Below are 25,617 nucleotides of genomic sequence, written 5' to 3'. Positions count from 1 at the left end.
TGCCGTTTCGTACCCCGAGCTTGAAATGGTAGCAAAATCAGGCTATACTGATCCTGGGGAGTGACAAGGCGGGCATGAAGCCAAATTGCTGGAAAAATCGAGTTCAGCCGCTCGCTGAGAGGTTTTCTCCGCATGTCCTGATCGCCCTGCGTTGCTAATCGCAGGGCGATTTCTTTGCGTCGCGCGGGTGCGGGGTAGGGCGTCTGGAAGGTTGGGGTGATCTCCGATGGATTCCATGGACTCGAGCCTGATTCAGCGCGGCCGGGATCGCGGTTACCTGCATGCCGATGAGGTTATGGCGGCATTTCCCCACGCAGAGGACGACATCGCTTCGCTGGACGAGTTCTACCTGACGCTCGAAGAGCAGGGAATCGAGATCCGCGACGAGGAAGAGTCCGACGAGCACCCTGTACCGGAAACCCCTCCGTCTCTCCTCGGTCGCCGCCTGGGGAGCCATGCCCATCGCGTCGAAGCGGATGACGCGCTCTCCGGTGTGAGCGACACCGTGCGACTGTATTTGCAGGAGATCGGCGAGACGGCCCTGCTCACCTCTCAGGAAGAGGTCTGGCTTGCCAAGCGTATGGAGCGCGGCAAGGCCGCGGAGCAACGACTCCGCAACGGCGAGTATGCGAGCGAAGAGGAGCGGCTCGAGCTCCTGGCCGACAAGGAAGACGGTGAGCGGGCACGCGCCCATCTCATCCAGGCCAACCTGCGCCTGGTGGTGAGCGTCGCGAAGAAATACGTCGGTCGAGGGCTCTCCTTCCTGGACCTCATACAGGAAGGCAACATCGGCCTGATGAAGGCGACCGACAAGTTCGACTACAAGCGGGGCTACAAGTTCTCGACCTACGCCACCTGGTGGATCCGCCAGGCGATTACCCGTGCCATCTCCGACCAGAGCCGGACGATACGCTTGCCCGTCCATGTCGGCGAGACGATCAACCGCGTCAAGAAGATGAGCCACCGGCTGCAGCAGATCCTCGAGCGGGAACCGACCCAACTCGAAGTCGCCCGCGCGCTCGATCTCCCCGAAGAGAAAGTGCGGCATGTCCTGGAGGCGGCCCGCCTCCCGGTATCGCTCGAGACGCCGGTCGGGCAAGACGGCGACGCCTTCCTGGGTGACTTCATCGAAGACGAGTCGATGCCGGCGCCGCTCGAGCTCGCTTCCCAGCAACTGCTCCGCAACCAGATCGAGGAGGCATTGAGCCGCCTGAGCGACCGGGAGCGACGGATCATCGTGCTCCGTTTCGGGCTGGAGGACGGCCAGTTCCGCACGCTCGAAGAAGTGGGCCGCGAGTTCGGCATTACCCGGGAGCGCATCCGGCAGATCGAGGCGAAGGCCCTGCGCAAGTTGCGCCACCCGAGCTGCAGCCGCGTGCTGCGCGGCTACCTGGACTAGGTGATCTCGACTCCTCCAGCATCGTAGACGGCTCGCGTCATGGCAGAGCCGATGCCGTTGCTGCCTTGGTCTAGCCCTCTTCTCTTGCCGCCTACTCCTCGTAGCGGCTGAAGACCAGCGCGGTGTTGTGGCCCCCGAAGCCGAATGCATTGCTGATCACGTGGCGCAGCCGCGCCGGCCGGGGCCCCTCCGCCACGTAATCGAGATCGCACGCGGGGTCAGGCTCACGCAGGTGCCAGGTCGGCGGAATAACCTGATGCTGCAGGGCGAGGATCGAGTAGACGGCCTCGACCGCGCCGGCTGCCCCCAGCAAGTGCCCGGTCAGCGACTTCGTCGAGCTAACCGGCGGGACGCGATGCCCGGCGAAAGCGGCCTTGATTGCGGCAGTCTCTGCCGCGTCGTTCAGCGGCGTCGACGTGCCGTGTGCGTTGATGTAGTCGATATCGCTGGGCGTGAGTCCGGCGTCCTCGATCGCCAGCGCCATGCAGCGGGCCGCCCCCTCGCCGCCGGCACAGGGCTGCACGATGTGATACGCATCGGCGGTCGAGCCATAGCCGCTGAGCTCCGCCAGGATCGGCGCGCCGCGCGCCAACGCGTGTTCCAGGCGCTCGAGCACCAGGACGGCCGCGCCTTCCGCGATAACGAACCCATCGCGCGTCTTGTCGAACGGGCGGCTGGCCGTGCGCGGCTCGTCGTTCCGCGTCGACAGCGCCTGGAGAGCGCAGAAGCCGGCAATGGCTCCCCTGGTGATAGCTGCCTCGCTCGCGCCGGCGAGGACGACGTCGACCTGCCCTCTCCGGATCATCTCAGCGGCTTCACCGATGGCATTGGCGCCGGAGGCGCAGGCCGACAGCGTCGAGAAATTCGGGCCGCGGGCTCCGGACACGATCGACACGTAGCCAGCGGCCATGTCCGGCAAGAACATCGGGATCAAAAAGGGACTGACGCGCGACGGCCCGCGCGCCTGGAGCACTCCGAACTCTCGCTCGATCGTCTCCATCCCGCCGAGCGCGCTGCCGATCAGCACCCCCGTCCGGTCGGCTAGCCTATCCGTGATCTCCAGCCCGGCCTGGTAGAGCGCTTGTTTGGCAGCGGCGACTGCGAACTGGATGAAGCGGTCGGTGCGACGCGCCTCCTTAGCTCCGACCCATGGCACCGGGTCGAAGTCCCGCACCTCTCCGGCGATCTGGCTCGGCAGGTCGCTGGCTTCGACCCGGGTCACCACGTCTGTCCCGGATCGCCCCTCGATAAGAGCCTGCCAGACGGTCTCCAGGTCGTTGCCGATCGGGCAGACGATGCCCATGCCAGTCACGACGACCCGCACTCGCTCGGCTTGTCGTTCACGATTGCGCAAGGCCACGAACTGCCTCCCAGTTCAGCGAGCGCGGGGGTTCTTCACCTCTCAACGCCGCGATCAGATTTTCGGCTGCGAGGCGGGACATCTGAGCGCGCGTCGCCTCGCTCGCGCTGGCGATATGCGGTGTAACGAGGACGTTCGGCAGGCGGAGCAGACGGTGATCGGCCGGCAGCGGTTCCGGATCCGTCACGTCCAGCCCAGCCGCCCAAATCGTGCCGCTCTCGAGCGCGTCTGCGAGCGCCTCGGTGTCGACGACTCCGCCCCGAGCAGTGTTGATCAGGATCGCCGAGCGCTTCATCGATCGGAGCTGCTCGGCACCGATCAACTTGCGCGTCTCCCTCGTCAGGGGAACGTGTAGCGTGACGATGTCGCTCTCCCGCAGGAGTTGGTCCAAGCTTGCAAACCGGGCCCCCAGATCCTCTTCGATCTCCGGCCGGCGCTGCTGATCCGAGTAGAGGATCTTCATGTTGAAGCCGCGGGCGCGGCGAGCAACCGCCTGGCCGATCCGCCCCATCCCCACGACCCCCAGGGTCGCTCCATGCACGTCCTGACCGAGGAACCCCATCGGCTCCCAGGTTCGCCACTCTCCACGCAGCACCGAGTCAGCGGCCGGCTTGACCTTACGGGCCACCGCCAGGATCAAGGCAAAAGCGAAGTCCGCTGTCGTCTCGGTGAGCACATCGGGCGTAATACAAACCACGACTCCGCGCGCCGTGGCAGCCTCGACATCGATGTTATCGTATCCCACTGCCATGTTGCTGACTGCCCGCACCGACGGCAAGGCATCGAGCAACTCTCCGTCTATGCGCTCCGTGAGGAGAGTGAGCAGCCCATCAGCGCCAGCCGCAAACTCGATCAACTGCTCACGGCTCGGTGGGCAGGGCTCCGGCCATACTACGACGTCGCCTTCACGCCGGAGCAGTTCGAGTCCTGCCTCGGGTATCCCCCTCGTGACAGCGACGCGCATCGCCCCTCCCTTCATCATGAGGGATTCTAGAGGCCACCTCGATTCTGAACAATGCTAACAGATCGAGTCGGCCAGGTACGTTATGTTAAGCATAAGACCCAATGCCGCGCTACCGCCCGGCGCGAGCTCCCGTCCACCGTGGTCTCCGGTCGTCCACCGAGTTCTGTGTCTGACAGTCACCGTTTCGGCGGGTGGCCGGTATACTCGCCCCATGACGCGAGAGGCCACACACCAGCGCAGGACCGCGCGCAAGCGATCGCCGGCGGCCGAGCACCAGCCGCTGGCTGAGTTCGTGCCTTCCCGGCGCCAGTACCTCGAGCTCAAGAGCCAGTACCCCAACGCTATTCTCCTCTACCGGCTAGGCGACTTCTACGAGGCCTTCGACGACGACGCCCGCGTCGTCGCCGGAGACGCCCGCATCACGCTCACCTCGCGCAGCTTCGGCCGCAACGGTCGTGTGCCGATGGCGGGCATCCCGCACCATGCGCTGAATCACTACCTCGCCCGTCTGCTCGCGGCGGGACATACCGTTGCCATCGCTGAACAAGTCAGCGAGCCGGGGCGCGGCCTCGTCGAACGGGCCGTCACTCGCGTGTTGACGCCTGGAACCGTCGCCGAGCCCGCACTCCTGCCAGTGGGAGAGAACCGTTACCTCGCTGCCGTCTGTCCGCGCGGAGAGCGGCTGGGTCTGGCCTGGGTGGACGTCAGCACCGGTGAGTTCGCCGTGATCGAGTTCGAGGGCCACGAGGCACAAGTGCTGTTGGCCGAAGAGCTTGCACGCCTCGATCCCGCTGAGTGCCTCATACCGGATAACCTGCAGTCGCCCCTACCGTTGCGCGGCCACGTCACCCGGCTGGAACACTGGCACTTCGACCCCGAGCGCGCCCGCGGTGGGTTGATGGAACACTTCCGCGTCCGCTCGTTGGCAGCCTATGGCTGCGACGAGAAGCCTGCGGCGATCGGTGCGGCCGGCGCAGTTCTCGCCTACCTGAACAGGACGAACACGGCGCTGTTGCCGCTCCTCACCGGCTTGCGCACTGAGTCGACCGGCAGCTCTGTAGGACTCGATGCCGCGACCCGTCGCAACCTGGAGCTCACGCGCAGCTTCGGCACCGGCGGCAGTCGAGGCAGCCTGCTCGGCGTGCTCGGCGAGCCGCGTACCGCGATGGGCTCGCGGGCGCTTCGCCGGCTGGTGAACAGGCCGCTCCGGGATCTCCCCGAGCTGCGGCGCCGGCAGGCCATCGTTGCGGCCCTGGTGGACGATGGCGGCCTGCGCGGTCACCTCGCGCGCCAGCTCGTGGCTACCGGAGACCTCGAGCGACTGACCGGCCGGATCACCCAAGGGCTGGCCGGAGTTCGCGACTTCCTGACCCTCAGGACGTCGCTACAGGCGGTCGAGGCGATCGCCGAACACCTGCTCGCCAGCTCGCCCGCACTCCGCCGGCTGGGCGAACAGATCGATCTCTGCCTCGATCTCCAGGAACTGCTCGACGTCGCGGTGGTCGAAGACGCCGAAGGCGCGCGCATTCGCCCCGGCTTCAGCCCGGCTCTGGATGCGGCCATCGCTGAGATACGCGAGACGCGCCGATGGCTCGCGAGTCTCGAGCGCCGGGAACGCGAGCGGACTGGAATCCGGTCGCTCAAAGTCGGTTACAACAAGGTGTTCGGCTACTATATCGAAGTCACGCGGCCCAACCTGTCGCTCGTACCAACGGACTACATCCGCAAGCAGACGGTCGCGACCGGCGAGCGCTATGTCACGACGGCCTTGAAAGAGGCAGAGGCACGGATTCTGGCTGCTGAGGAGGAGATTGCGGCCCTGGAGCGCGAGGCCCTGGGTCGGCTCAGCGGCGTAGTCACGGCCCACGCCGCGCGGCTGCTCCGGACTGCCAGCCAGATCGCCTTTCTGGACGCGCTGCTCGCGCTCGCCGAGGTCGCCGGCCGCGGCGGTTGGATCGCGCCAGTTCTGGACGACAGCGAGGTCCTGCATATCGTGGCCGGGCGCCACCCAGTCGTGGAGACAAGCCTGGCTAGCGAGCCGTTCACCCCGAACGATTGCCACATCGGCGGCGATGGGCCGCGCGTGCTGGTGGTTACCGGGCCGAACATGGGCGGGAAGAGCACGTACTTGCGCCAGATAGCCCTGATCGTCCTCCTCGCTCAGATCGGCTCGTTCGTGCCCGCCGCTGAGGCTCGCATCGGCCTGGTGGATCGCGTCTTCTGCCGTGTCGGCGCTCAGGATGACCTCGCCGGTGGACAGAGCACCTTCATGGTCGAGATGGTCGAAACCGCCACGATCCTGCATCAGGCAACCCGCCGCAGTCTAGTGATTCTCGACGAGGTCGGACGCGGTACGAGCACGCACGATGGGATGGCGATAGCCCGTGCCGTGCTCGAAGACATCCATGATCGACTCGGCGCGAGGACGCTCTTCGCCACGCACTTCCTGGAGCTCGCCGCGCTCGAAGCGGAGCTCGAACGTGTGGCCAACGTCCACGTCGCCGCGCTGGAGCGAGACGGCCGTGTGGTCTTCCTCTACAAGGTTCGACCAGGGCCAGCGAACCGCGCGTACGGAATCCAAGTCGCGCGCCTCGCCGGACTGCCGCCCTGGGTAGCCGAGCGCGCAGAGACATTGCTGGCCGAGTTGACCTCAGGTCAGTCGACATACCAGCTCGTCACGCGAGAGGAGCCACTGGCTGCTAGTCAAACTGCTGGCGGGAACGAGGACGTGGCGTGCCAGCTTGCGCTCACTGGTTTCCAACCGGTCTCGAGCGCTTGCCAGCGCCTGGCACGAGAGCTGTGCGCGCTCGACCTGAACAGCATGACTCCCCGCGAGGCGCTGGACTGGCTCTACGAGCAACAGGCCCGGCTCCGCGCAATGACGAGGTAGGAAGAGACACGGCGAAGGGGCCGCTCCATCAGGGGAGATGGCCGGCATGACGGGCAACAACCACCGAACTCGACAGCCGATCCGGGTGCTGCCGCCTGCGCTCGCCGCGCGCATCGCCGCCGGTGAGGTGATCGCGCGTCCGGTCTCGGTGGTCAAGGAGCTCATCGAGAACGCGCTCGACGCCGGAGCACGCCAGGTTCAGGTCGAAGTGCGCGGAGGCGGCCTCGCTCTCATCCGCGTCAGCGATGACGGAGTCGGCATCCCGCCGCAGGAGCTGCCGCTTGCCTGCCAGCGACATGCCACCAGCAAGCTGCTCGGCGACGACCTGGCCCAGATCCGAACGCTCGGCTTCCGCGGCGAAGCATTGCCCAGCATTGCCGCAGTGGCCGAACTCACGATGGTCAGCGCCGCGGACGACAGCGGTATCGGTCGGCGACTAACGCTACACGACAGCACGATCGTCGTCGACGAGCCGGCCCCGCGACCGCGCGGTACCACGGTGACCGTGCGCCGCCTGTTCCAAAACGTGCCGGCGCGGCTGGCGGCAGCCGGGCGTCCCCAGGCCGAGGTAGCCTTGATCAGCCAGACCGTCCGCCGGCTGGCCCTGGCCGCGCCACACGCCCGGATGACGCTGAAGGTCGACGAGCGACAGGTGCTGCAGACGAGCGGCTCTGGCGATCGGGCGACGGCTCTGATCGAACTGTATGGGCCACCGCTGGCAGGGCGACTGCGACCTCTCGGCCCGATCGAGGTCGCTGGAGCGAGTATCTCAGGGCTGATTTCGGACCCGGAGGTCACTCGACCGGCCCGAGACCAGGTTCACATCATCGTTAACGGCCGCTGGGCGCAGCCGCGCGGCCTGCTCGCGACGCTCGAAGCCGCTTACCGCCCGCTACTGCCGCGTGGCCGTCACCCGCTGCTGATACTGGTGATCGAGACCGAGCCCGACCAGGTCGACGTCAATATCCACCCATCGAAGCTCGAGGTGCGACTGCTGGAAGAGCAGGCGATTGCACGGGCGGTCGGAGAGCTGATCCGAACCGTACTCGGGAGAGAACCGCGATCCCTCCGGCTAGCGCCGCGAGTCGACTTCGACCCGCTCACCACCACGGTCTTGGTAGCCGAGGAGCCCGACGCTTATGACGCTGACGGCCCGATCGTGACCCCCAACCTGCCGCCGCTTCGGTTGATCGGACAGGTGCAGGCGCGGCTCGTGCTGATGGAGGGCCCGGACGGCCTTTACCTGATCGATCAGCATCGCGCGCACGAGCGCATCCTCTACGAGCGCCTGAAGGCCCTGCACGGAGCCGATGTCGAGGAGCCGTTCGTTCTCGCGGACCCCTTATTGATCGAGCTGCGGCCGGCCCAGGCGGCGCGTTTCAGCAAGAGGCTCGATGAGCTGGCCGCGCTCGGCTTCCGCTGCGAGGTCTTCGGCCCGCACACATTCCTCATGCGCGCGGCCCCTCTGCTGCCCGGCGTGCTTCCTGGCCCGTGCGGCGACGGGCTGGCCGCGCTGGGTCAGCCGGACGAGCTCTTGAAGGCACTGTTGACGCTCGTTGACGAGGAAGCCTACGGCGAGACCTGGAGGGAGCGCCTCTGGGTAGAGGTTGCCTGCCGCACTGCGGTACGGCGCGGCCGGCCCCTCGAGCGGCCGGCGATGAGGGCACTGGTCGAGGCGCTCGGCCACACTGCGGCTCCGGCGGTCTGCCCGCACGGCTCGCAGCTGCTCCTGCGCGTCGGCGAGGAGCTGATCGCGCGCACCTTCGGCTGGTAGCTTCGACGCGATCGGAGCGGCGGAGACCCTTGGCTTCGCACACACTCGACTCCTATACGCGAATGATCAGTGAGGACGAGGGTGAGGGCCAATGGCGCCTGACGCTCTATGACTACTGGGACATACCCGAAGAGGAGGATGTCGACTAGGCGAGCCTTCGTAGGGATGAGAAATGCCAGGTAACGATTACACGTTACCTGGCTCGCTTCGCTCCCCGAGCAGGATTCGAACCTGCAACCTTGCGGTTAACAGCCGCCTGCTCTACCGTTGAGCTATCGGGGACCGTATCCGCTTGTCGCCCGTAGATTCTGCCACATGGCAGGCGAACCCGTCAAGCGCTGCACCGGCTGCGCGCGTTCCCACACTTGGAGCTAGCACTTTCGGTTTAGTCGTCGATCGAGCATCGCTGGGTGCCAGGGCCCTGGCAGATACCACACCCGGACATGAATCTCCAGTGAAGGAGGCCTGCGCAGGACTGCGGGGTGAAATCGTGTTCACCCCGCACACAACGGCGACGAGAGAGCAGTGTAGGGCGCGGAAGTGCACCGGGCGATTCCCGGTGGCGCCCCCGAGCCGGTACACAGCCGCGATGCTACACTGCGCGTGACTACGAGTGCCGGTCTATCCGCAGTTCGAAGCACAGGAGGGGACACGATGCTCGCACTGTCACGGCAGGATGTCTACCAGCTCGTGCCGATGCGCACTGCCATTGAGCTGATGAAACAGGTGTTCCGCGACCTCTCCGCGGGTCAGACGGTGTCACCGCTGCGCACGCCGATCGAGGTACCGGATGTTTCAGGTGTCACGCTCTTCATGCCCGCCTACGTCCCCTCGGCTCCGGGACTCGGCGTCAAGGTGGTATCGGTTTTTCCCAATAACCGGGCCCTCGGCAAGCCGACCATCCACGCCATCGTCGTCCTGGTCGACACCACGACCGGTGAACCAGTAGCCGTGCTGGATGGCACCTACCTCACCGCGCTCCGCACAGGCGCTGCCTCCGGCGCGGCGACCGACCTCCTGGCGCGCCCGGACGCCCGCGTGCTCACCTGCATCGGCGCAGGTGCCCAGGGTCCCACCCAGGCATGGGCCGTCACCTGCGTGCGGCCGATCGAGACGATCTACGTCTACGACATTAACCAGGACGCCGTCGCCAGCTTCGAGCAGCGCCTGCGCCAGCTTGAGCCGTCGCTCGCGGCACGCGTGATCCCCGTCGGTGACCTGGCGACCGCTCTCCGCGAGTCGGACGTGATCTGCACGGCGACGACCTCCCGCTCGCCGGTCTTCTCCGATGCCGACCTGAGACCCGGCGTGCACATCAACGCCATCGGAGCCTTTACACCGGAGATGCAGGAGATCCCGCCGGAGACAGTGGCCAGGGCGTACGTGGTCGTGGACTCAGTCGAGGCCGCGCTCGCCGAGGCTGGCGACCTCATTAAGCCGCTCACCCAAGGGCTAATCTCCCGTGATCACATTCGCGTGGAGCTCGGCCAGGTCGTCGCCGGCCAGGCACCGGGACGTACCAGTACCGAGCAGATCACGTTCTTCAAGTCTGTCGGCAACGCGGTGCAGGATGTCATCGTCGCCGCCCGCGCTGTCCACGAGGCTGAGGCGAGTGGTCGCGGTCAGCAGTTCGACCTCACGCGCTAGCCCCCGCTCGCGCAGGCGCGCACGCGGAGGGCTCGAGGCACGCGAGAGAGGGCCGAGTGATCTCTTTCGACGATGATCGAATTTGCCTCCGTGGCATCTCGCCGGCGCCGTCCGGCATGCAGTTGACTGGCCCGCTTCGACATGCCCTCGTCCGCGCGGAGCGCTACGGAGCGAGCGACTCGCAGGTGAGGCTTCGCCCTTCGGGCGAGTTCGCTGCACGTATGGCTGGTCGTCCCCGCCCGTGCAGGGCGATGGCGAACGTGTGAGGTTTAGTCGTCTCCCGCGGCAACCAGCGCCGCTTCGCGGATCGGACACACATTGGCCGGGCAGCGCTTCTCGCGAATGTGCGCATCGAACTCCTCGGGGAAGGCTTTCATCATCCCGAGGAGAGGCATCGGCGCGACCTGTCCCAACCCGCACAGCGAGAGCTCGATGATATGCTTGGCGCCCTCGCGGATGATGTCGAGATCTGCCGGTCGTCCGAATCCGTTGCGGATCCGATCCAGGATCTCGACCAGCGCGGGATTCCCCAGCCGGCAGGGATTGCACTTCGAGCACGATTCGTACCGGTTGAAGGCCATGAGATAGCGGGCGAAGTCGACCGCGCAGACCGACTCGTCGAACACGACGAACCCACCCGACCCGAGCATTCCGCCCAGCTCGGTGAGTGAGTCGAAGTCGACCGGCACGTCGAGCTGGTCTTCACGCAAGGGCCCCGCCGACACACCACCGGTCTGCACGCCTTTGAAGCGGTAGCCCTCGCGCATGCCGCCGAAGACCTCGAAGATGAGCTCGCGCATCGTCATGCCCATCTCGATCTCGGCGACCCCCAAACGTTTGACCGGCCCCTGGATGGTGACCAGCTTGGTTCCAGTGCTCTGCTCGGTGCCGAGCGAGGCGTACCAGGCCCCGCCGTTGAGCACGATGCTCGGCACCGAGGCGAAGGTCTCGGTGTTGTTCAACACGGTCGGTCGCTTCCAGAGCCCCTCCTCGACGGAGCGCGGCGGCTTGGTGCGTGGCTGCCCGCGCTGACCCATGATGGCATACATCAGAGCCGAGCCCTCGCCGCAGATGTAGGCTCCACCACCGGTTCGCACCCGGATGTGGCAGCTAAAGCTGGTGCCCAGAATGTTGTCACCCAGGAGGCCGAGCTCGTAGGCCTGGCGAACCGCCTCCTGGAAACGCTCGACGGCCAGCGCGTGCTCACCCCCGATGTAGTTGTATCCGTAGGGCGTCTCCAGCGCGTAGCAGCCGATCAAGAGCCCCTCGAGGACGAGATGAGGGTTCGTCTCCAAAAGCCGTCGATCCTTGAAGACGTTCGGTTCGCCCTCATGGCTATTCACCACCACGTACTTCGGCCAGGCCTGCGTCCGCCGGCCGCTCTCCCACTTGATGCCGGCGGGGAACCCGGCCCCACCCCGGCCGCGGAGATTCGACGCCTTGACTTCGGCGACGACCTCGTCGGGGGTCATCTCGAAGAGAGCCTTGAGGAACGCGCGATACCCTCCGCGGGCGATGTAGTCGTCGATCGACTCCGGATCGATGACCCCGGCATCGGCGAAGAGGAGACGCCGCTGCCGAGCGAGGAACGGGTGCTGGCTCAGCGGCTGGACACCCGCGAATGGCTCATCGGCCCGCGCTCCCAGCGCCCACTCGCTTTTCACCTCGCCCCGCTTGAGCGCGTGCACCAAATCCGGCACCCGATCGGTAGTGACGTTGCCGTAGACGACGGGCGGAGCTCCGGGCGCCCGGACTTCGACGAACGGCTCGGCGAAGCACCAGCCCGCGCACCCCACGCGACGCAGGGTCGCAGGGATACCTTCCTGCGCCAGGAGCAGCTCGAGATGCCGGTACGTTTCCAACGCCCCCTTGGCTATGCTGCACTCGCTGATCCCGACCGAGATGACCCAGTGGTCACCGGCCCAGAGTCGCTCCCAACGCGCCTGAGCTTCGGCGGCATACCGTTCGAATGCTTGCCGGTCAGCCAGCCGTGCCATCGGCATCCTCCAACCTGTCACCACGCTTCAACGCCTCGATCGCCGCCTCGAGGCGCTCGGGGGTCAGTCGTCCCCAGTACTCGTGGTGATCGACTTGAATGACTGGGGCCAGGTCACAGACTCCCAGGCAACCGTTGAACACATGCAGCGTGAGCTCACCGTCGGGGCTGACTCCGTGATCCACGAGCTGGTGGCGATCCCGGAGCAGCTCGATGAGGCGAGACGAGCCCATGACGTAACACGCGGCGCCATGGCACAGCCACAAGAAGTGCTTGCCCGGCGGCTCGGTACGGAAGTCCGCATAGAACGTGAGCAGGCCGTACACCCGGTTAATGGTCACTCCCAGGTGATCGGCGATCGCCTGGGCCGCTTCGGGCGGAACCCAGCCGTAGAGCCGTTGCGCCTCCTGGCACGCTCCGACGATCAGCTCGTAGGCTTCCTGGTCGTCTCGAGGGCGGAACCGGTTAGCAAGCACCTCGAGCAGCGGGGTCAAATCGATCTTCTCGTCCCGATCGATGCGGTTTGCCACAGCAGCTCGCCTCGTCCCCACCTTCGTGCCGTCTTTCACAAAGCAGTATATCAGACCCCCTGTTTCCCAGAGCTATACTTGCGAGTGCGGGGGCTGACTTGAGACTGAGGCAACGCTCGGAGTGCACGGCGGATAAGCATGTGGTGGGATCGCCTCATCGAAGAGCGGATCAAGGCCGCTCAGGAGCAAGGGCAATTTAGCAATCTTCCAGGAGAAGGGCGGCCGCTGCCTCGGGACGACGAGCCGAGTAGCGAGTACTGGGCAGCTCACCGGCTGCTTCGCAAGAACGGGCTCCTGCCCGAGTGGCTGCAGCTCAGGAAGGAGATCTGGGAGGAGCGGAAAGCTGTGCGCGCCGCCCTCGACGAGTATCGTTCCGCGGCGGCCCGGTTGAACCCGGCCGACCCTGGCCACGCGGCAATCCTGAGACGACTCGAACGCCGGTACATTGAGCTCGCCCGGCAGATCAATCTGAAGATCGACCTGCACAATATTCGCTGTCCATCCATGGCGCACGAACTGGTCCGCTTCCCCGAGGACTTGATCGCCCGAGAGCGAGCCCGCTGGCAGCGAGCTCAGGACTGACGTAACTCCCGGATGCGTTCGGTGAGCTCGTCGGGCGCCCGCACCCTGCGCGCGCACTCCCCAACGTAGCGGAGCATGTTCTCCTCGAAGACGAACCACCGCCGGCAGGGTGGACAGGCATCCAGGTGTCGTTGGACGGCGGCCATCTCTTCCGGGGAGAGCTCCCGGTCGAGATAGCTATAGAGTCGCTCGGCTACTTCGTTACAGTTGAGCATCGTCGCTACTGTCCGTGACACAGGCTCGGCGACTGGCACAGGCAAGGCGCGAGCAGTCGCTGAAGCCGCCGGCGCCCGCGATGCAAGCGCGACATGACCGTTCCGATGGGAATCCTCAGGACCTCCGCGATCTCCTTGTAACTAAAGCCCTCGACGTCGGCGAGCAGCACGACCTGCCGGAACTCTACCGGCAACTCGTCCAGCGCCTCGAGCACACTCTCTTCGGATAGCCTCGCCAGCACCTCTTGCTCAGGCTGGGCAACCGACGGTTGAAAATCACTCTCGAGCATCTGATGATACAGCGAGAACTCGTCGAGATCCTCGAGCGAGGTGTTCGCTGGCCGGCGCGACTGCCTCCGGTACTCGTTGATGAACGCATTCATCAGGATTCTGAACAACCATGCGCGCAGGTTTGTTCCTGGGCGAAACTGGTGCAACGACCGGAAGGCGCGGAGATAGGTCTCCTGAACGAGATCCTCCGCGTCAGGTGCATTTCCCGTCAGGCGAAGCGCCATCCGGTACAACGCGTCGATGTGGCTGATCGCCTCTTCGGAGAGCTGAACAGCGCCCGCTGGCGCCTGGGGCTCGTTCGTCACGCTACTCCCCCTGGAACATGAAACGGCCGTAGCTGGCCGTCTGAATCGTCACTACTGTTGAGCGCCTCGGCCGTCGTTAGACTGAGCCTCGGGAACCTCGCGAGAATAACGATTTGAAGTCGCCGTTGAAGTTCTCCAGGAAGCGACGCATCGCGACGACGTCGTCCTCGGTGATCGGGGTGTTGTCGTCGTGGGCCGGCTCGGTCCGGCTAATTGAGACTTCGTCATCGGAGGGCTGGTCGCCCACCACGGCCGCAATGAAGCTCTGCGCGCCACACATCGGGCAGGTCAACCGGAAAGCCCACATCGTTCGTGAACGCCCCACCATCTGCAGGTTCTCCGGGCGGTGCCGCCGCCCACATTGGGAGCACCGCTCGACCATCCCCAGAACCACATCTCGCACTTCATCGAAGTCGTGATTCATCTTGCCGTTGCTGCTTCCCGCGTCCCTTGCGCTACTTCTTGTCGAGGTCATCCAGGTCGAGCGAGTTGATGAACTCGCGGAAGACTGAGAGGTCCGCGTCCGAGGGCACCCCCTCCTCCAACTGTTCGGCCTCGGGTGGCTCGAACTCGCTCTCTCCCTCCCCTTCTTCCTCGGCCTCGAGCTGAACTCCTGCTCGATCCATGACCGACTCATCCACGTAGATCGGAACCTTCGCCCGCACTGCAAGCGCGATCGCGTCGCTCGGCCTGCTGTCGATCTCCAGAATTCGGCCATCGACGTAGATGACGATCCGAGCGTAAAACACGTCCTGCGCGAGATCGGTCACCGCAACTTCCCGGATCTCACCGCCCATCTCAGCGATGATGGTTCGCAAGAGATCATACGGCAGCGGCCGGGCAGCCGCGACTCCCTGGATGGCCATGGCGATGGCTTCGGCTTCGAACGGGCCGATCCAAATCGGCAGGTGGCGATCTCCGTTGACCTCCCGCAACAGCACGACGCGATGCTGGGTCACGAGGCTGACACGAATGCTTTCGACGACCGTCTCGATCATGCCCTGCACCTTCCTCCCGCGTGGTCGGGTCTTGTTCCGTGTCAAGCCCGCCGGTCGTGCCCACGCGTTGTCGCACAGAGTCCCGATCCGATTCTACAACCGTCGTGACGAGCGTGCTACTGGAAGGCGTAGGCCGGGGTCGACAGAACCTGAACCTCATCGGGTGGCCAGTACGTTACCCAGGCCTTGCCGACAATGGAAGCCAGGGGCACGGCCCCGAACACCCGGGAGTCGCTGCTGTTGTTCCGATTGTCGCCCATTACGAACACATGTCCCGGTTCGACGACGTATTCGTGATCGAGCGTCATGCCGCGCCAGAGCGTCGGCTCGCTCAGGTAGGGCTCGATCAGGCGCTGGCCGTTGATATACACCGCCCCGTTCCGGATCGCCACGTGCTCACCGGGGAGCGCGATGATTCGCTTTACGTACGGCTCAGCCGAATTCCCCGGAGGTTGAAAAACGACGATGTCTCCACGCTTCGGCGGTCCGAAGGGATACCAGACCGCGTCTTCTTCGACGTTCACGCCGGGAATCCACCCAACCAGCGGCGCGAGGCGGACATGCATGTAGGCCCGCCGGTTGACGATCAGCATCTCACCGTTGTGCAGTGTGGGCTCCATGCTCGAGCCATCGACTCGATAGTTCAGCACGACACCGCGAATCGCGATGAACAGGATCAACGCCAGGAGCAAGGTTTCCGCGATGTCCCACAGCGCCGACCTCCGGCCCGATGCCTGTTGTGCCGCGGCTGCTCCTTCGGCGGTGGCATCATGCTGCCGTCGAATCACGACTGGCGAATCTTTCACGTCGCTCTACCCAACACTGCCGATATGGCCCAGCATCTCCGAGCCGCTGGAGCCGATTATACATGGCCGGTCACCGCAGCCCGTGCGAGGGAAAAGACAATACGCAGCGGTGCACGCACTCTATCCAGTTCGCACCACCGTCTACAATGCTCGAGAAGATCCGGTTTCCACCGCCCCATGGGCAATCGCCACCTTGCAGGGATCGCCTCGTGGCGCGCACCGGTTATGATTGATGGCGCAAGGCGGTTGCTTCACCGGAAATGCAGGGAGCTCAGTGGTGCCGAACCACAACCGCGCTTCGCAGGCGAACACGCTCGCACCGGGTACCGTGCTGATGAACCGTTACGAGCTCGTTCGCGTTGCCGGGCGTGGCGGGATGAGCACAGTCTATGTCGCGCGGGACACTCACTTTCGGCAGGTCGAGCGGCTCTGCGCAGTCAAGGCCATGATCTCGCACGCGCCAGACGAGGCTAGCCGTACGCTTCAACGCAACGCCTTCGAGCGCGAGGCCGCGATGCTGGCGACGCTCCGCCATCCAGGAATCCCTCAAGTCTTCGACTTCTTCACGCTCGACGACATCAGCTATCTGGTGCTGGAGTTCATCGAGGGCGAAGACCTCGAGCGCTTGATCGGGCGATCCACCGCGCCGATCCAGGAAGCGACATTAATCGATTGGGCACTTCAGATCCTGGACGTGCTGGCCTACCTGCATTCACACGAGCCAGAGCCAATTGTTTTCCGAGACCTGAAGCCATCCAACGTGATGCTCCGGCCGAACGGCTCCATCTGCTTGATCGACTTCGGCATCGCCCGCGTCTTCCAACCGCTGCAACGGGGCACGATGATTGGCACGGAGGGCTATGCGCCACCAGAGCAATACCGTGGCATCGCGGAGCCAAGGGGGGATCTCTACGCGCTCGGCGCGACGCTCTACCATCTCGCTACCCGGCTCGATCCAAGGCTCGAACCGCCATTCTCGCTGGCCGAGCGCCCTCCACGCACGGTCAACCCCTCCCTGAGCGAAGGGTTCGAGCAGATCATCCTCCGCGCGCTGGCCTACAACCCATCCGACCGTTTTTCATCGGCCACGGCCATGGCCGAGGCGCTCCGTTCACTGCGCGAGCCATCCTCCACGCAGCACAAGCAGCAGGAGCGGCTGGCATCGCCGATCGTCCACGCTGGCACCAAGACCAACCTGGTGGCGGATCCCGTCGACACGCGAGAGCAACCCAGAACCGCGACGATCTCCGCCACCGAGATCGTCTGGGCAGCCCGAACAGGTGACGAGGTGCGAGGCACCGCTACCATCGCCGGCGAAGTGGTGTACGTGGGCTCGTACGATGGTTTTCTCTACGCCCTGGAATTGGACAATGGCCGCCTGGTCTGGCGGTTCCCGACCGGGCGTGGAGTCGTCACCCGGCCAGCCGTAGCCGATGGGCTCGTCATCTTCGGTTCGGAGGACGGCGCTGTCTACGCGGTGGATCAAAAAACCTCCTCCCTGCGCTGGCGTTACCTGACCGCGCTGCCAGTGCGCTCCTCACCGGCAGTCGCCGGCACTCTCGTCGTCATCGGGTCGGACGATGGCTTCTGCTATACGCTGGATCGTGAGTCTGGCCAGCTCGCCTGGCGACGGCACACGCGTGCGCCGATTCGATCGAGTCCGCTCGTGGTAGCTAATCGGATCCTGGTTGGGAGTGACGACGGAAGTGTCTACTGCTGGACCGTAACCGATGGGCATGCGTGCTGGCGGCGTGGGCTCGGTGGACCAGTGCTCTCCTCGCCAGCTCTCCTCGACGCGGGTATCGCGATCGGATGCCTGGACGGGAGGCTCTATCGGCTTGCCCTGGACAGTGGTGAGATTCAGTGGAGCGTGGCGACGGCTGGGCCGGTCGTTGCCACGCCACTCGTGGCCGGTGGACTCGTCCTGATTGGCTCGGCGGACGGAACTCTCTACGCGATCGATCAGGAGCGTGGAACCGTTATCTGGTCGCAACGCTTAGGAGCACAGATTACAGGCAGCGCCACTGTCTGGAAGTCGCTCGGATTCGTCGGAACGGTGGACGGGCGCCTCGTCGCCTTCACTCTCGATGGCGATATCCGCTGGTCTATCACGGTGGGCGCTCCAATCGTAGCGACGCCGGCAGTCGCCGGCGGATGGCTGGTCGTCGGCGCGCTGGATGGTCGAATCTATGCCCTGCGTGTCGAGGCTTGATTTGCCAGGTTCATGGACCCGCGTATCGTGCGAAGGAGGCACGCATGACCTACCGGGTCGTGGTCCACATTCACAATGAGGATCCGTTCCTGGCTGAGATGGATACGATGCCTGATCCGCGAGACAATTTCGTGGTTCTGCGCAATCCGAGGCGGCGCGATGGTCGTGCGCTGACCTTCATCACCGAAGGGGCTACCCACTTTTTGTACCCTTGGAGCCGGATCTCGTTCATCGAGATCCTCGAAGGTGGTCCAGCATCAGGGCAGCAGCTTCTCACGTTCTTCCGCGACGATACGACTGGCCAGTAGGCACGGTTCGCGTGCCTCTTGCGAGCCCCGAGCTGTCGCTCTCCAGCACGGCAAAGCAGAAGGGCGTAGTCCTCTACGCCCTGTCCCTGCTGCACCTCTCATGTTGGTGGTCCCTGTGGGATCACCCCTTGTGTCGCGCCGGCATTCGACGCACTGATGATCGGATGCAGGACGAATATCAGGCGTCCTTCTTGACAGTCTCCTGCGCGATGGGCTCTGTCTCCGCCGGCGCGTTGTTCTCCTCACGGGTCGCCTGGCGGAACTCCCGAATTCCTCGCCCCAGTGCGCCGCCGATCTCCGGCAGCTTGCCTGCTCCGAAAATGATCACGACGATCAGCAGGATTAGGACGAGTTCCTGCCACCCGAGACTCGGTACCAGGAGAATCGGCATGAAAGTCCTCCTTCTCACGCAGCCATCCCGCGCGTGACGCTCTCAGTATACCTGACACGCGCGCCACTGACGACGTCAAGCATGCCGGAACCACTGCGGTAACGCATGAAGCCGGTCGCTGGGCCGGATTAAAGGCAACGGCTCTACACCCCCGATCTCTGCCTTCACCGCGAAGAAGTAGCGCGGGTAGTAAAGCACCACGGCCGGTACCTGCTCCGAGAACACACGCTGGAACTCCGCGTACAGCGAGCGACGATCCTCCTCGCTGCTCGCCTGGCGCGCCTGGAGCAGCAGCGTGTCGATTGTTTGATTGCGGAAACCGCTGAAGTTGAGCCCCGTCTCCGCTTGCGACGAGTGCCACAGCTCGAAGCAATCGGGATCTCCACTGGGCGGGAACCACCCGAAGATCGCGGCCGAGTACTGGCGACTGACTAGCGCTTGCAGTAGCGATCCCGACGGAACAGGCTGGACGGTTACCGCAATCCCGAGTTGCCGCAATTGTTCAGCGATCCGATTCGCCACTGCCACGCGAGGTGGATCGTCGTCGTTCACCAGGAGAGTGAAGCGGAAGGCGACCCCGTTACTGTCCACGATCCCATCGCCGTCGCTATCGCCCCAGCCAGCTTCGTGGAGCAGACTACGCGCTCGCTCGACATCGACCGGTCTACCGGTCGGATCGTAGGCCCAGAGCGATGCCGGGATCGGCCCCATGCCGGGCTCAGCCTGCCCAAGCAAGACGTCGCGCACCAGCGCTTCACGATCGATCGCCAGGGCGATCGCCTGCCGCACGCGTACGTCGGAGAAGAACTGTGTCTGGTGATTGAAGAACAAGGCTGTCATCCCCGAGAGCATGGGAGCGTAGATACGAGCGTCCTCCCCCAGATCTTCACCGTGGGCGATGACCTCCCAGGGCACCATGCCCATGCCCTGAACCTCACCATCGCGAAACGCGCTCAGCAAATCGTCGGTCGTCTCGTAGAAACGGAACTCGACCTCATCGAGGTAAGGACGACGGCCGTAGTAACCATCGTGCCGCGCAAGCGTAACGCGCCGCCCCTCTCGGTCGAAGCTGGCCAGGCGAAACGGTCCGGTCCCCACCGGCTCGAGGTTGAATGGATCATCCACGAGATCTTCAGGCAGAACGCCACGCAGCCGGTGCGCCGGCAAGATCGGCAGCGACACATAATTCGGAAATGGCGCAAAGGGCTCGAGCAAGCTAAAGGTCACTGTGTACGGATCCTCGACCTGCACGCGGATGCCTCGCCAGAACTTCGCGAGTGCCGGATTGCCCGGGAACTCCGGAGACTGGATCAGCAGGATCGTGAAGAGAACATCGTCTGCGGTGAAGGGCTGGCCGTCGTGCCAGGTTACACCGCGTCGAAGCTTGAACGTGTACCGCAGACCGTCGTCGCTCGCGGTCCAGCTTTCGGCCAGCTCGGGTTGCGGCCTGCCGCTGCCATCGACCCACGTCAGCCCTTCGAACAGCACGCCGGCGACATCGCGCTCCGCTGGGTTCGAGACCAGGAGTGGATTGAAGGTCGTAGGCAGCCCGACCAGCCCTTCGATATATCGACCGCCTGGCACCGGAACCGAAGTGGGTGTAGGGGGCATTGCCGGCATTCCGGCAGTCTGCCGGTCGGCGACTGGGGTCGGCATCGCCGGGGCACCACCCCGCGACGTGCCGAGCCAGAACAACCCGGCGCTGGCCAAGACGACGATCAGTGAGGTTAGGATCCAGAGCGGGCGCCAGGACCGGCCACGTGCAGCACGGTCAATGCCTGGTGTCGGTGGTCTCACGCTCTTGTCGTCCGCCCGTCCGAATCAGTGGCAAGGCTGCCGCGTGTCACGGTATCTCCGCGCAGACCATGCACTCTCGTCGCCTGCCGCACAGCGACGATTCTAAAGCAGGAATTGCGCGAGGATCGACAGCACGACAAATAGGGCAGCGACCCCGATCGTCAACTGGAAGAGGAGCTTTTCGACTCCTCGTCGTGTCCGGTAGATCGACGACGTATCGCCGCCGAACGCGCCACTGAATCCCGACCCCTTCGATTGCAGAAGAATCACCAGCATGAGCAGGACCGAGGTAATGATGATTGCCAGGTAAAGGGTCGTCTCCATCATCGGCGAATGCTCCCCGCGATCAATTCTGAGCCGTCGACCAGTTCGTAGCCCGGGCGAGCTCGCGGGCTACGCGCACGATCTCGCAAAACTGTTCCACGTCGAGGCTGGCTCCGCCAACCAGGGCCCCATCGATATCCGGTAGCTGGAGGAAGTCAGCAGCGTTCCCCGCGTTGACACTGCCACCGTACTGAATGCGAACCGTCGCGGCCAGATCCGAGCCGAACCGCTGCGCGATCCATTCGCGGATGCAGGCAGCTATCGCTTGAGCGTCGGACGGTGTGGCCGGCCGCCCGGTTCCGATGGCCCACACGGGCTCATACGCAATGACCAGCCGGGTCAGGTGCGCGGCTTCGAGTGCCTCCAGCGCGCTGCCGAGCTGCCGCTCGACCACTCGCTCCGCCAGACCCTGGTCGCGCTCCGCGAGAAGCTCGCCGACACAGAGGATGGGGGACAGGCCGTTGCGCACAGCAGCCTGGAGCTTGGCCGCGACCATCTCGTCCGACTCTCCGAGCTGGTGACGACGCTCGCTGTGCCCGACGATCACGTAGCGGCAGAACGGGGCGAGCATCCGTGCCGACACTTCGCCGGTCAGCGCCCCCTGGTCGATCGTCGCACAGTTCTGCGCGCCGAGCACCAGCGTGGAACCCTCGAGCTTCTCAGCAAGCGGCACGATCCACGGATACGGCGGGATCAGCGCGCACTCCACCCCCTCTAGCTGGGCCAGGCGCTCCCGGTAGGCTTCAGCGAGGCTCACCGCCTCGTCGTAGGTGGTGTGCATCTTCCAGTTCCCGGCGATGAGGGGAACTCGGTTTACCCCGCTCACCCGTTCTCCTCCATAAGTAGCCGCACCCCGGGGAGTTCCTTGCCCTCGAGGAACTCGAGCGTCGCTCCTCCACCGGTGGAGACATGGTCGATTCGATCAGCCAGCCCTAACTCCTCGACCGCGGCCGCTGAGTCGCCCCCGCCGACCACCGTGAACCCGGGACACGCCGCGACTGCCTGGGCAATCCCTCGCGTCCCTTCGCGAAAGGCCGGTATCTCGAATACTCCCATCGGGCCGTTCCAGACCACGAGCGCCGCGTCGCCGATTACCTTCGAGAAGCGCGCGACGGTATCGGGTCCGATGTCGAAGATCGCGTCGTCCGGGCCGACTCCGTCGATCGGCACCGTCCGTGCCTGCTCGACCGCGCCCAGCTCCGGCGCTACGACGGCATCGCTGGGAAGTACGACCTCGATGCCCCGCTGCTCAGCGAGAGAGAGAAGGCGCCTCGCTTCATCGAGGCGATCCTCCTCGGCCAGCGAGCAGCCGACCTCATATCCGAGCGCCTTCAAGAATGTGTTCGCCATGCCGCCGCCCAGAAGCAGGGCATCGGCCCGCCGGGAAAGGTTTTCGATGACGCCGATCTTGTCCGAGATCTTCGCTCCGCCGAGGATCAGCACGAAGGGGTGCTCGTCCGCCTCCAGGACACGCGTAAGCGCGTGAATTTCGCGCTCCATCAGCAGCCCTGCCGCCGAGGGAAGCAGGGCAGCCACTCCTGCGGTCGAGGCGTGCGCACGGTGAGCAGCGCCGAAGGCATCGTTGACGTAGCACTCCGCCAGAGACGCGAGTTCGCGTGCGAACTCGGGGTCGTTCTGCTCCTCACGGGGATCGAAGCGAAGGTTCTCGAGCAAGCCGACTTCGCCCGGACCCAGTTGACTGGCCATCGTCCTGGCCTCGTCGCCGGTGATATCCCGAACGTAGCGTACATCCATGTCGAGCAGCGCACTCAGTCGATCCGCCACCGGCGCTAGGCGCAAGTCCTCCCGTACTTGCCCCTTCGGCCGCCCGAGATGAGAGCAGAGGATCAGGCGGGCACCTCGCTCGCGCAGCGCAGCGATCGTCGGTAAAGTGGCGCGGATGCGGGTATCATCGGCCACGCGCCCGTCCTGCAGGGGAACGTTGTAGTCCACCCGGGTGAGCACGCGCTTCCCTTCGACCTCGAGATCGCGCAAGGTGCGCAGTCGCATCCGTCTCTCTCCCTTGCTCCCGGTAAACCGCGAGCGCCGAGCCTCAGTTTGGATCGAGCCCTCGCAGCGAGCCGAGACAGTCACAAGGGCTACCGGCCCCGAGTTGGCCGGCTTCGCTGCGCGGGACGAGTCAGTGGTGCCCCGGCCAGCATCGCGCTCGCCGCCGGATCACTCCTCTTGCATGCTGCCGACCATCATGAAATAGGCGAGATCGGCGACGCGGCAGGAATAGCCCCATTCGTTGTCGTACCAGGCAACGACCTTTGCCATGGTGTCTCCGACGACCATAGTCGAAAGCCCGTCGACGACGGCTGAGCGCGGGTCCCCGCGAAAGTCGATCGACACCAGCGGCTCGTCCGTATAGCCCAGGATGCCGGATAGCTCGTCCTCTGCGGCGCGCCGGAACGTCTCGTTCACTTCCTCAACGGTCGTACCTCGCTCCAGCTCGACGACGAAGTCGATGATCGAGACTGTCGAGGTTGGCACACGCAGGGCGAAACCATCGAACTTGCCCTTGAGTTCGGGGATAACCAGCGCCACCGCGCGGGCCGCGCCGGTCGTCGTCGGGATGATACTCAGCGCGGCCGCGCGGGCACGCCGCAAGTCCCGGTGGGGCGCATCCAGTAGCTGTTGGTCATTGGTATAGGCATGGACAGTCGTCATCAATCCCCGCTTGATCCCGAAGCTCTCATGCAGCACTTTGGCGACGGGCGCGAGGCAGTTGGTCGTGCACGACGCATTCGAGACGATATGGTGCTGCGCCGGATCGTACTGCTCCTCGTTCACTCCCAGCACGATCGTAATATCTTCGTTCTTCGCCGGGGCGGTAATGATGACCTTCTTCGCTCCCGCCTCTAGGTGGGCACGAGCTTTAGCCGCGTCGGTGAAGAATCCGGTCGACTCGATCACCAGCTCGACCTCGTGGTCGCGCCAGGGGATGTTCGAAGGATCGCGTTCCGCATAGACACGAATCTCCTGGCCATCGATCACGATGCTGTTCTCGGTCGCTGATACATCCAGGTCCGTGACGCCGTAGTTAGAGTCGTACCGGAAGAGGTGCGCCAGTGTGTGGGCGTCCGTTAAGTCGTTGACGGCGACGACCTCCAGGTCGTCTTCGTAGTTATCCAGAATCGCCTTGAGCACCTGCCGGCCGATGCGGCCGAAACCGTTGATTCCCACTCGTACAGCCATGTACCTTTCCTCTCACTGCCTCGAAACCCGGCGGCGCGCGTCCGCCATCGCCGGAGTCGCCATCCCTCCCACTGCCCCAGTGATCGCAGCCGGTTCGCGGACTTCCCCAAAATCGGCCGTTCGTGCCGTGCTCTTCGCCTCGCGAACGATCTCCAGCAGCGCCGCGCTCAGCTTGGCTGGATCGTGTCGCATCGGCTGCTCGTCACACACCACGTCGCGCAAGATGACTCCCACGTCCTGGAGCCGGTCGATCCCATCTAGGCTAACCGGCGCGATGCCGAGCGCAGGGTCGATCCGCCGGCTGGGTTCGAAATTGTTATTGACCAGCACGTAGTCCACTAGTGGCCCTCCGACATGGTCATGGAGTGCCTGCACGTGATCGACCGCTCGGAAGCTATCCGTCTCGCCACGCTGCGTCGTCACGTTGCACACATAGACCTTGACAGCGGGAGAGAAACGGATCGCGTGAGCGATGCCATTAACGAGCACGTTCGGAATCACGGAGGTGAAGAGGCTGCCAGGCCCGAGCACGATGAGATCAGCAGACAATATCGCGATGATCGCCGGGTCGTAGGCCTCGGGCCGCTCAGGATCGAGGAAGATGCGACGGATACGACCCCGATATTGTGTGATGCGCGACTCGCCGCGAACGACCTGGCCATCGGCCATCTCGGCACAGACGGTGATGTTCTCGAGCGTCGATGGCATCACCTGCCCGCGCACGGCGAGCACACGGGACGACTCGGCGACGGCACGCTCGAAGCTACCCGTGACTTGGGTCATCGCCGTGATGAACAGGTTCCCGAAGCTGTGGCCGTCTAGCGGTGACCCGACCTCAGGGAAGCGAAACTGGAAGAGGTCGCTCATGAGCGGCTCTGAGTCCGCCAGGGCGACCAGGCAGTTCCGGATATCGCCCGGCGGTGGGATGTTGAACTCAGTGCGAAGCCGACCGGAACTCCCACCATCGTCACCAGTCGTAACGATAGCCGTGATCGCCACGTTGTGCGCCTTTAGCCCGCGCAGCAGCGTGGAGAGTCCCGTTCCCCCGCCGATCGCTACCACCCGGAACTCGGGCTGGGCCGGACCGAACCGGTGGGCATGGATGATCTCCGCCAGTCCCTGGCCATCGGCCCGCTGTTCCAGGAACGGAGATAGGAGGGAACGGCTGAGCTGGATGAATCCGATCACGACCAGGCACCCGCCAACCATCAGCATCAACATCTCGCGGTACGGGTGCGGGATGAACTGGAGGGTGACCGCCTGTACCAGTCCCGAGACTCGGTGAGGAAAGTCGTAGTTCCGGTAAACCCAGGCGAGCCCCATCGCCAGGCCGAGGCTGGTCATCACCAGCCCGAGCATCAGCAGCAAAACCCACCGCTTGATGAGCATCCCCGGCCGGAGCCACGTGCTGAGTTTCATCTATCCCCCTGTTACTGTCCCCCAGGCAGTCGAACTGCTCCAACCGAGACACAGCGTGACGCTCTCCTCGCCCGGCGAGTATAACACGCCATCCTCGCGCACCCTTCTTGCCAGTGAGGGCCGGCGAGTGAGCGACGCGGCTCGTCTCGACTTGTCTTCGAGGATGGTCCTGCCAGGTCATTACGGTTTGACTACCAACCCTGGCGAC

The 25,617-nt window shown here is 64.7% G+C and carries 23 protein-coding genes and 1 tRNA gene; 7 read left to right on the top strand and 17 right to left on the bottom strand.

Annotation, left to right across the window (positions count from 1 at the left end):
• The first annotated feature begins 235 nt into the window (after positions 1-235).
• Complete coding sequence (rpoD, locus tag NET02_RS14600) at positions 236-1,399, top strand: RNA polymerase sigma factor RpoD (RefSeq protein WP_347711052.1); 1,164 nt, start codon at positions 236-238, stop codon at positions 1,397-1,399.
• A gap of 91 nt (positions 1,400-1,490) precedes the next feature.
• Here the strand turns inward: rpoD and fabF are convergent, their stop codons facing one another.
• Positions 1,491-2,759 (bottom strand): beta-ketoacyl-ACP synthase II, encoded by a 1,269-nt coding sequence (gene fabF, locus NET02_RS14595; RefSeq protein WP_284058166.1) that lies wholly within the window; start codon positions 2,757-2,759, stop codon positions 1,491-1,493.
• Positions 2,740-3,723, bottom strand: a complete 984-nt coding sequence (locus NET02_RS14590) for a 2-hydroxyacid dehydrogenase (protein ID WP_284058165.1) — start codon at positions 3,721-3,723, stop codon at positions 2,740-2,742. Before NET02_RS14590 ends, fabF begins: the two co-directional genes overlap by 20 nt.
• A 211-nt stretch (positions 3,724-3,934) precedes the next feature.
• Here NET02_RS14590 and mutS point away from each other — a divergent pair, with 211 nt between their 5' ends.
• Together mutS and mutL are read left to right on the top strand one after the other, a co-directional pair.
• Positions 3,935-6,613 (top strand): DNA mismatch repair protein MutS, encoded by a 2,679-nt coding sequence (gene mutS, locus NET02_RS14585; protein ID WP_284058164.1) that lies wholly within the window; start codon positions 3,935-3,937, stop codon positions 6,611-6,613.
• 46 nt (positions 6,614-6,659) lie between these two features.
• Positions 6,660-8,387 carry a DNA mismatch repair endonuclease MutL gene (gene mutL / locus NET02_RS14580; protein WP_284058163.1) on the top strand — a complete coding sequence of 576 codons (1,728 nt, stop codon included), beginning with the start codon at positions 6,660-6,662 and terminating at the stop codon, positions 8,385-8,387.
• Between the two features lie 210 nt (positions 8,388-8,597).
• Here mutL and NET02_RS14575 read toward each other — a convergent pair.
• A tRNA-Asn gene (locus NET02_RS14575) sits at positions 8,598-8,669 on the bottom strand.
• Positions 8,670-9,041: 372 nt separating this feature from the next.
• Between NET02_RS14575 and NET02_RS14570 the strand changes: the two genes are divergently transcribed.
• Complete coding sequence (locus NET02_RS14570) at positions 9,042-10,034, top strand: ornithine cyclodeaminase family protein (RefSeq protein WP_284058162.1); 993 nt, start codon at positions 9,042-9,044, stop codon at positions 10,032-10,034.
• Positions 10,035-10,303: 269 nt separating this feature from the next.
• On the opposite strand, the gene NET02_RS14565 is transcribed toward NET02_RS14570, so the two are convergent.
• Positions 10,304-12,031 (bottom strand): NuoF family protein, encoded by a 1,728-nt coding sequence (locus tag NET02_RS14565; protein WP_284058161.1) that lies wholly within the window; start codon positions 12,029-12,031, stop codon positions 10,304-10,306.
• Entirely contained in the window at positions 12,015-12,560 is a 546-nt protein-coding gene (locus NET02_RS14560) for an NADH-quinone oxidoreductase subunit NuoE family protein (protein ID WP_284058160.1), read from the bottom strand. The genes NET02_RS14565 and NET02_RS14560 overlap by 17 nt, the downstream gene beginning before the upstream one ends.
• Before the next feature lie 138 nt (positions 12,561-12,698).
• On the opposite strand from NET02_RS14560, the gene NET02_RS14555 reads away from it, so the two are divergent.
• Positions 12,699-13,142, top strand: a complete 444-nt coding sequence (locus tag NET02_RS14555; protein ID WP_284058159.1) for a DnaJ family domain-containing protein — start codon at positions 12,699-12,701, stop codon at positions 13,140-13,142.
• On the opposite strand, the gene NET02_RS14550 is transcribed toward NET02_RS14555, so the two are convergent.
• The 5 genes from NET02_RS14550 to lepB all read right to left on the bottom strand — a co-directional run bounded on the left by NET02_RS14550 (position 13,133) and on the right by lepB (position 15,739).
• Complete coding sequence (locus NET02_RS14550; RefSeq protein ID WP_284058158.1) at positions 13,133-13,357, bottom strand: zf-HC2 domain-containing protein; 225 nt, start codon at positions 13,355-13,357, stop codon at positions 13,133-13,135. The genes NET02_RS14555 and NET02_RS14550 overlap by 10 nt on opposite strands.
• Positions 13,358-13,362: 5 nt before the next feature.
• Entirely contained in the window at positions 13,363-13,953 is a 591-nt protein-coding gene (locus NET02_RS14545; RefSeq protein ID WP_284058157.1) for a sigma-70 family RNA polymerase sigma factor, read from the bottom strand.
• Positions 13,954-14,029: 76 nt separating this feature from the next.
• The gene (locus tag NET02_RS14540) at positions 14,030-14,377 is read right to left on the bottom strand and encodes a hypothetical protein (RefSeq protein ID WP_284058156.1); all 348 of its coding nucleotides are present in this window, start codon (positions 14,375-14,377) and stop codon (positions 14,030-14,032) included.
• A gap of 31 nt (positions 14,378-14,408) precedes the next feature.
• Complete coding sequence (locus tag NET02_RS14535) at positions 14,409-14,951, bottom strand: bifunctional nuclease family protein (RefSeq protein ID WP_284058155.1); 543 nt, start codon at positions 14,949-14,951, stop codon at positions 14,409-14,411.
• Positions 14,952-15,067: 116 nt separating this feature from the next.
• Positions 15,068-15,739, bottom strand: a complete 672-nt coding sequence (gene lepB / locus NET02_RS14530) for a signal peptidase I (RefSeq protein ID WP_284058154.1) — start codon at positions 15,737-15,739, stop codon at positions 15,068-15,070.
• A 295-nt stretch (positions 15,740-16,034) separates the two neighbouring features.
• Here lepB and NET02_RS14525 point away from each other — a divergent pair, with 295 nt between their 5' ends.
• Positions 16,035-17,969 carry an outer membrane protein assembly factor BamB family protein gene (locus NET02_RS14525; protein ID WP_284058153.1) on the top strand — a complete coding sequence of 645 codons (1,935 nt, stop codon included), beginning with the start codon at positions 16,035-16,037 and terminating at the stop codon, positions 17,967-17,969.
• 44 nt (positions 17,970-18,013) lie between these two features.
• Positions 18,014-18,277, top strand: a complete 264-nt coding sequence (locus tag NET02_RS14520; protein WP_284058152.1) for a hypothetical protein — start codon at positions 18,014-18,016, stop codon at positions 18,275-18,277.
• Between the two features lie 178 nt (positions 18,278-18,455).
• Here the strand turns inward: NET02_RS14520 and tatA are convergent, their stop codons facing one another.
• The 7 genes from tatA to NET02_RS14485 all read right to left on the bottom strand — a co-directional run bounded on the left by tatA (position 18,456) and on the right by NET02_RS14485 (position 25,409).
• Entirely contained in the window at positions 18,456-18,668 is a 213-nt protein-coding gene (gene tatA, locus NET02_RS14515) for a twin-arginine translocase TatA/TatE family subunit (protein WP_284058151.1), read from the bottom strand.
• Between the two features lie 75 nt (positions 18,669-18,743).
• Positions 18,744-20,324, bottom strand: coding sequence for a peptide ABC transporter substrate-binding protein (locus NET02_RS14510; RefSeq protein ID WP_284058150.1), 1,581 nt, complete (start codon positions 20,322-20,324; stop codon positions 18,744-18,746).
• A gap of 243 nt (positions 20,325-20,567) precedes the next feature.
• Complete coding sequence (gene secG, locus NET02_RS14505; RefSeq protein WP_284058149.1) at positions 20,568-20,792, bottom strand: preprotein translocase subunit SecG; 225 nt, start codon at positions 20,790-20,792, stop codon at positions 20,568-20,570.
• 19 nt (positions 20,793-20,811) lie between these two features.
• Complete coding sequence (gene tpiA / locus NET02_RS14500; RefSeq protein ID WP_284058148.1) at positions 20,812-21,615, bottom strand: triose-phosphate isomerase; 804 nt, start codon at positions 21,613-21,615, stop codon at positions 20,812-20,814.
• Entirely contained in the window at positions 21,612-22,799 is a 1,188-nt protein-coding gene (locus NET02_RS14495) for a phosphoglycerate kinase (protein ID WP_284058147.1), read from the bottom strand. The genes tpiA and NET02_RS14495 overlap by 4 nt, the downstream gene beginning before the upstream one ends.
• Before the next feature lie 168 nt (positions 22,800-22,967).
• The gene (gene gap / locus NET02_RS14490) at positions 22,968-23,990 is read right to left on the bottom strand and encodes a type I glyceraldehyde-3-phosphate dehydrogenase (RefSeq protein ID WP_284058146.1); all 1,023 of its coding nucleotides are present in this window, start codon (positions 23,988-23,990) and stop codon (positions 22,968-22,970) included.
• 12 nt (positions 23,991-24,002) lie between these two features.
• Positions 24,003-25,409 carry a gluconeogenesis factor YvcK family protein gene (locus NET02_RS14485; protein ID WP_284058145.1) on the bottom strand — a complete coding sequence of 469 codons (1,407 nt, stop codon included), beginning with the start codon at positions 25,407-25,409 and terminating at the stop codon, positions 24,003-24,005.
• Between the last annotated feature and the right edge of the window lie 208 nt (positions 25,410-25,617).

Source organism: Thermalbibacter longus (assembly GCF_023806485.1).
Classification (GTDB): Bacteria; Chloroflexota; Chloroflexia; order Thermomicrobiales; family Thermomicrobiaceae; genus Thermalbibacter; species Thermalbibacter longus.
Note: the sequence above shows the minus strand (reverse complement) of the source record. Positions and strands in the feature narration are given on the sequence as shown.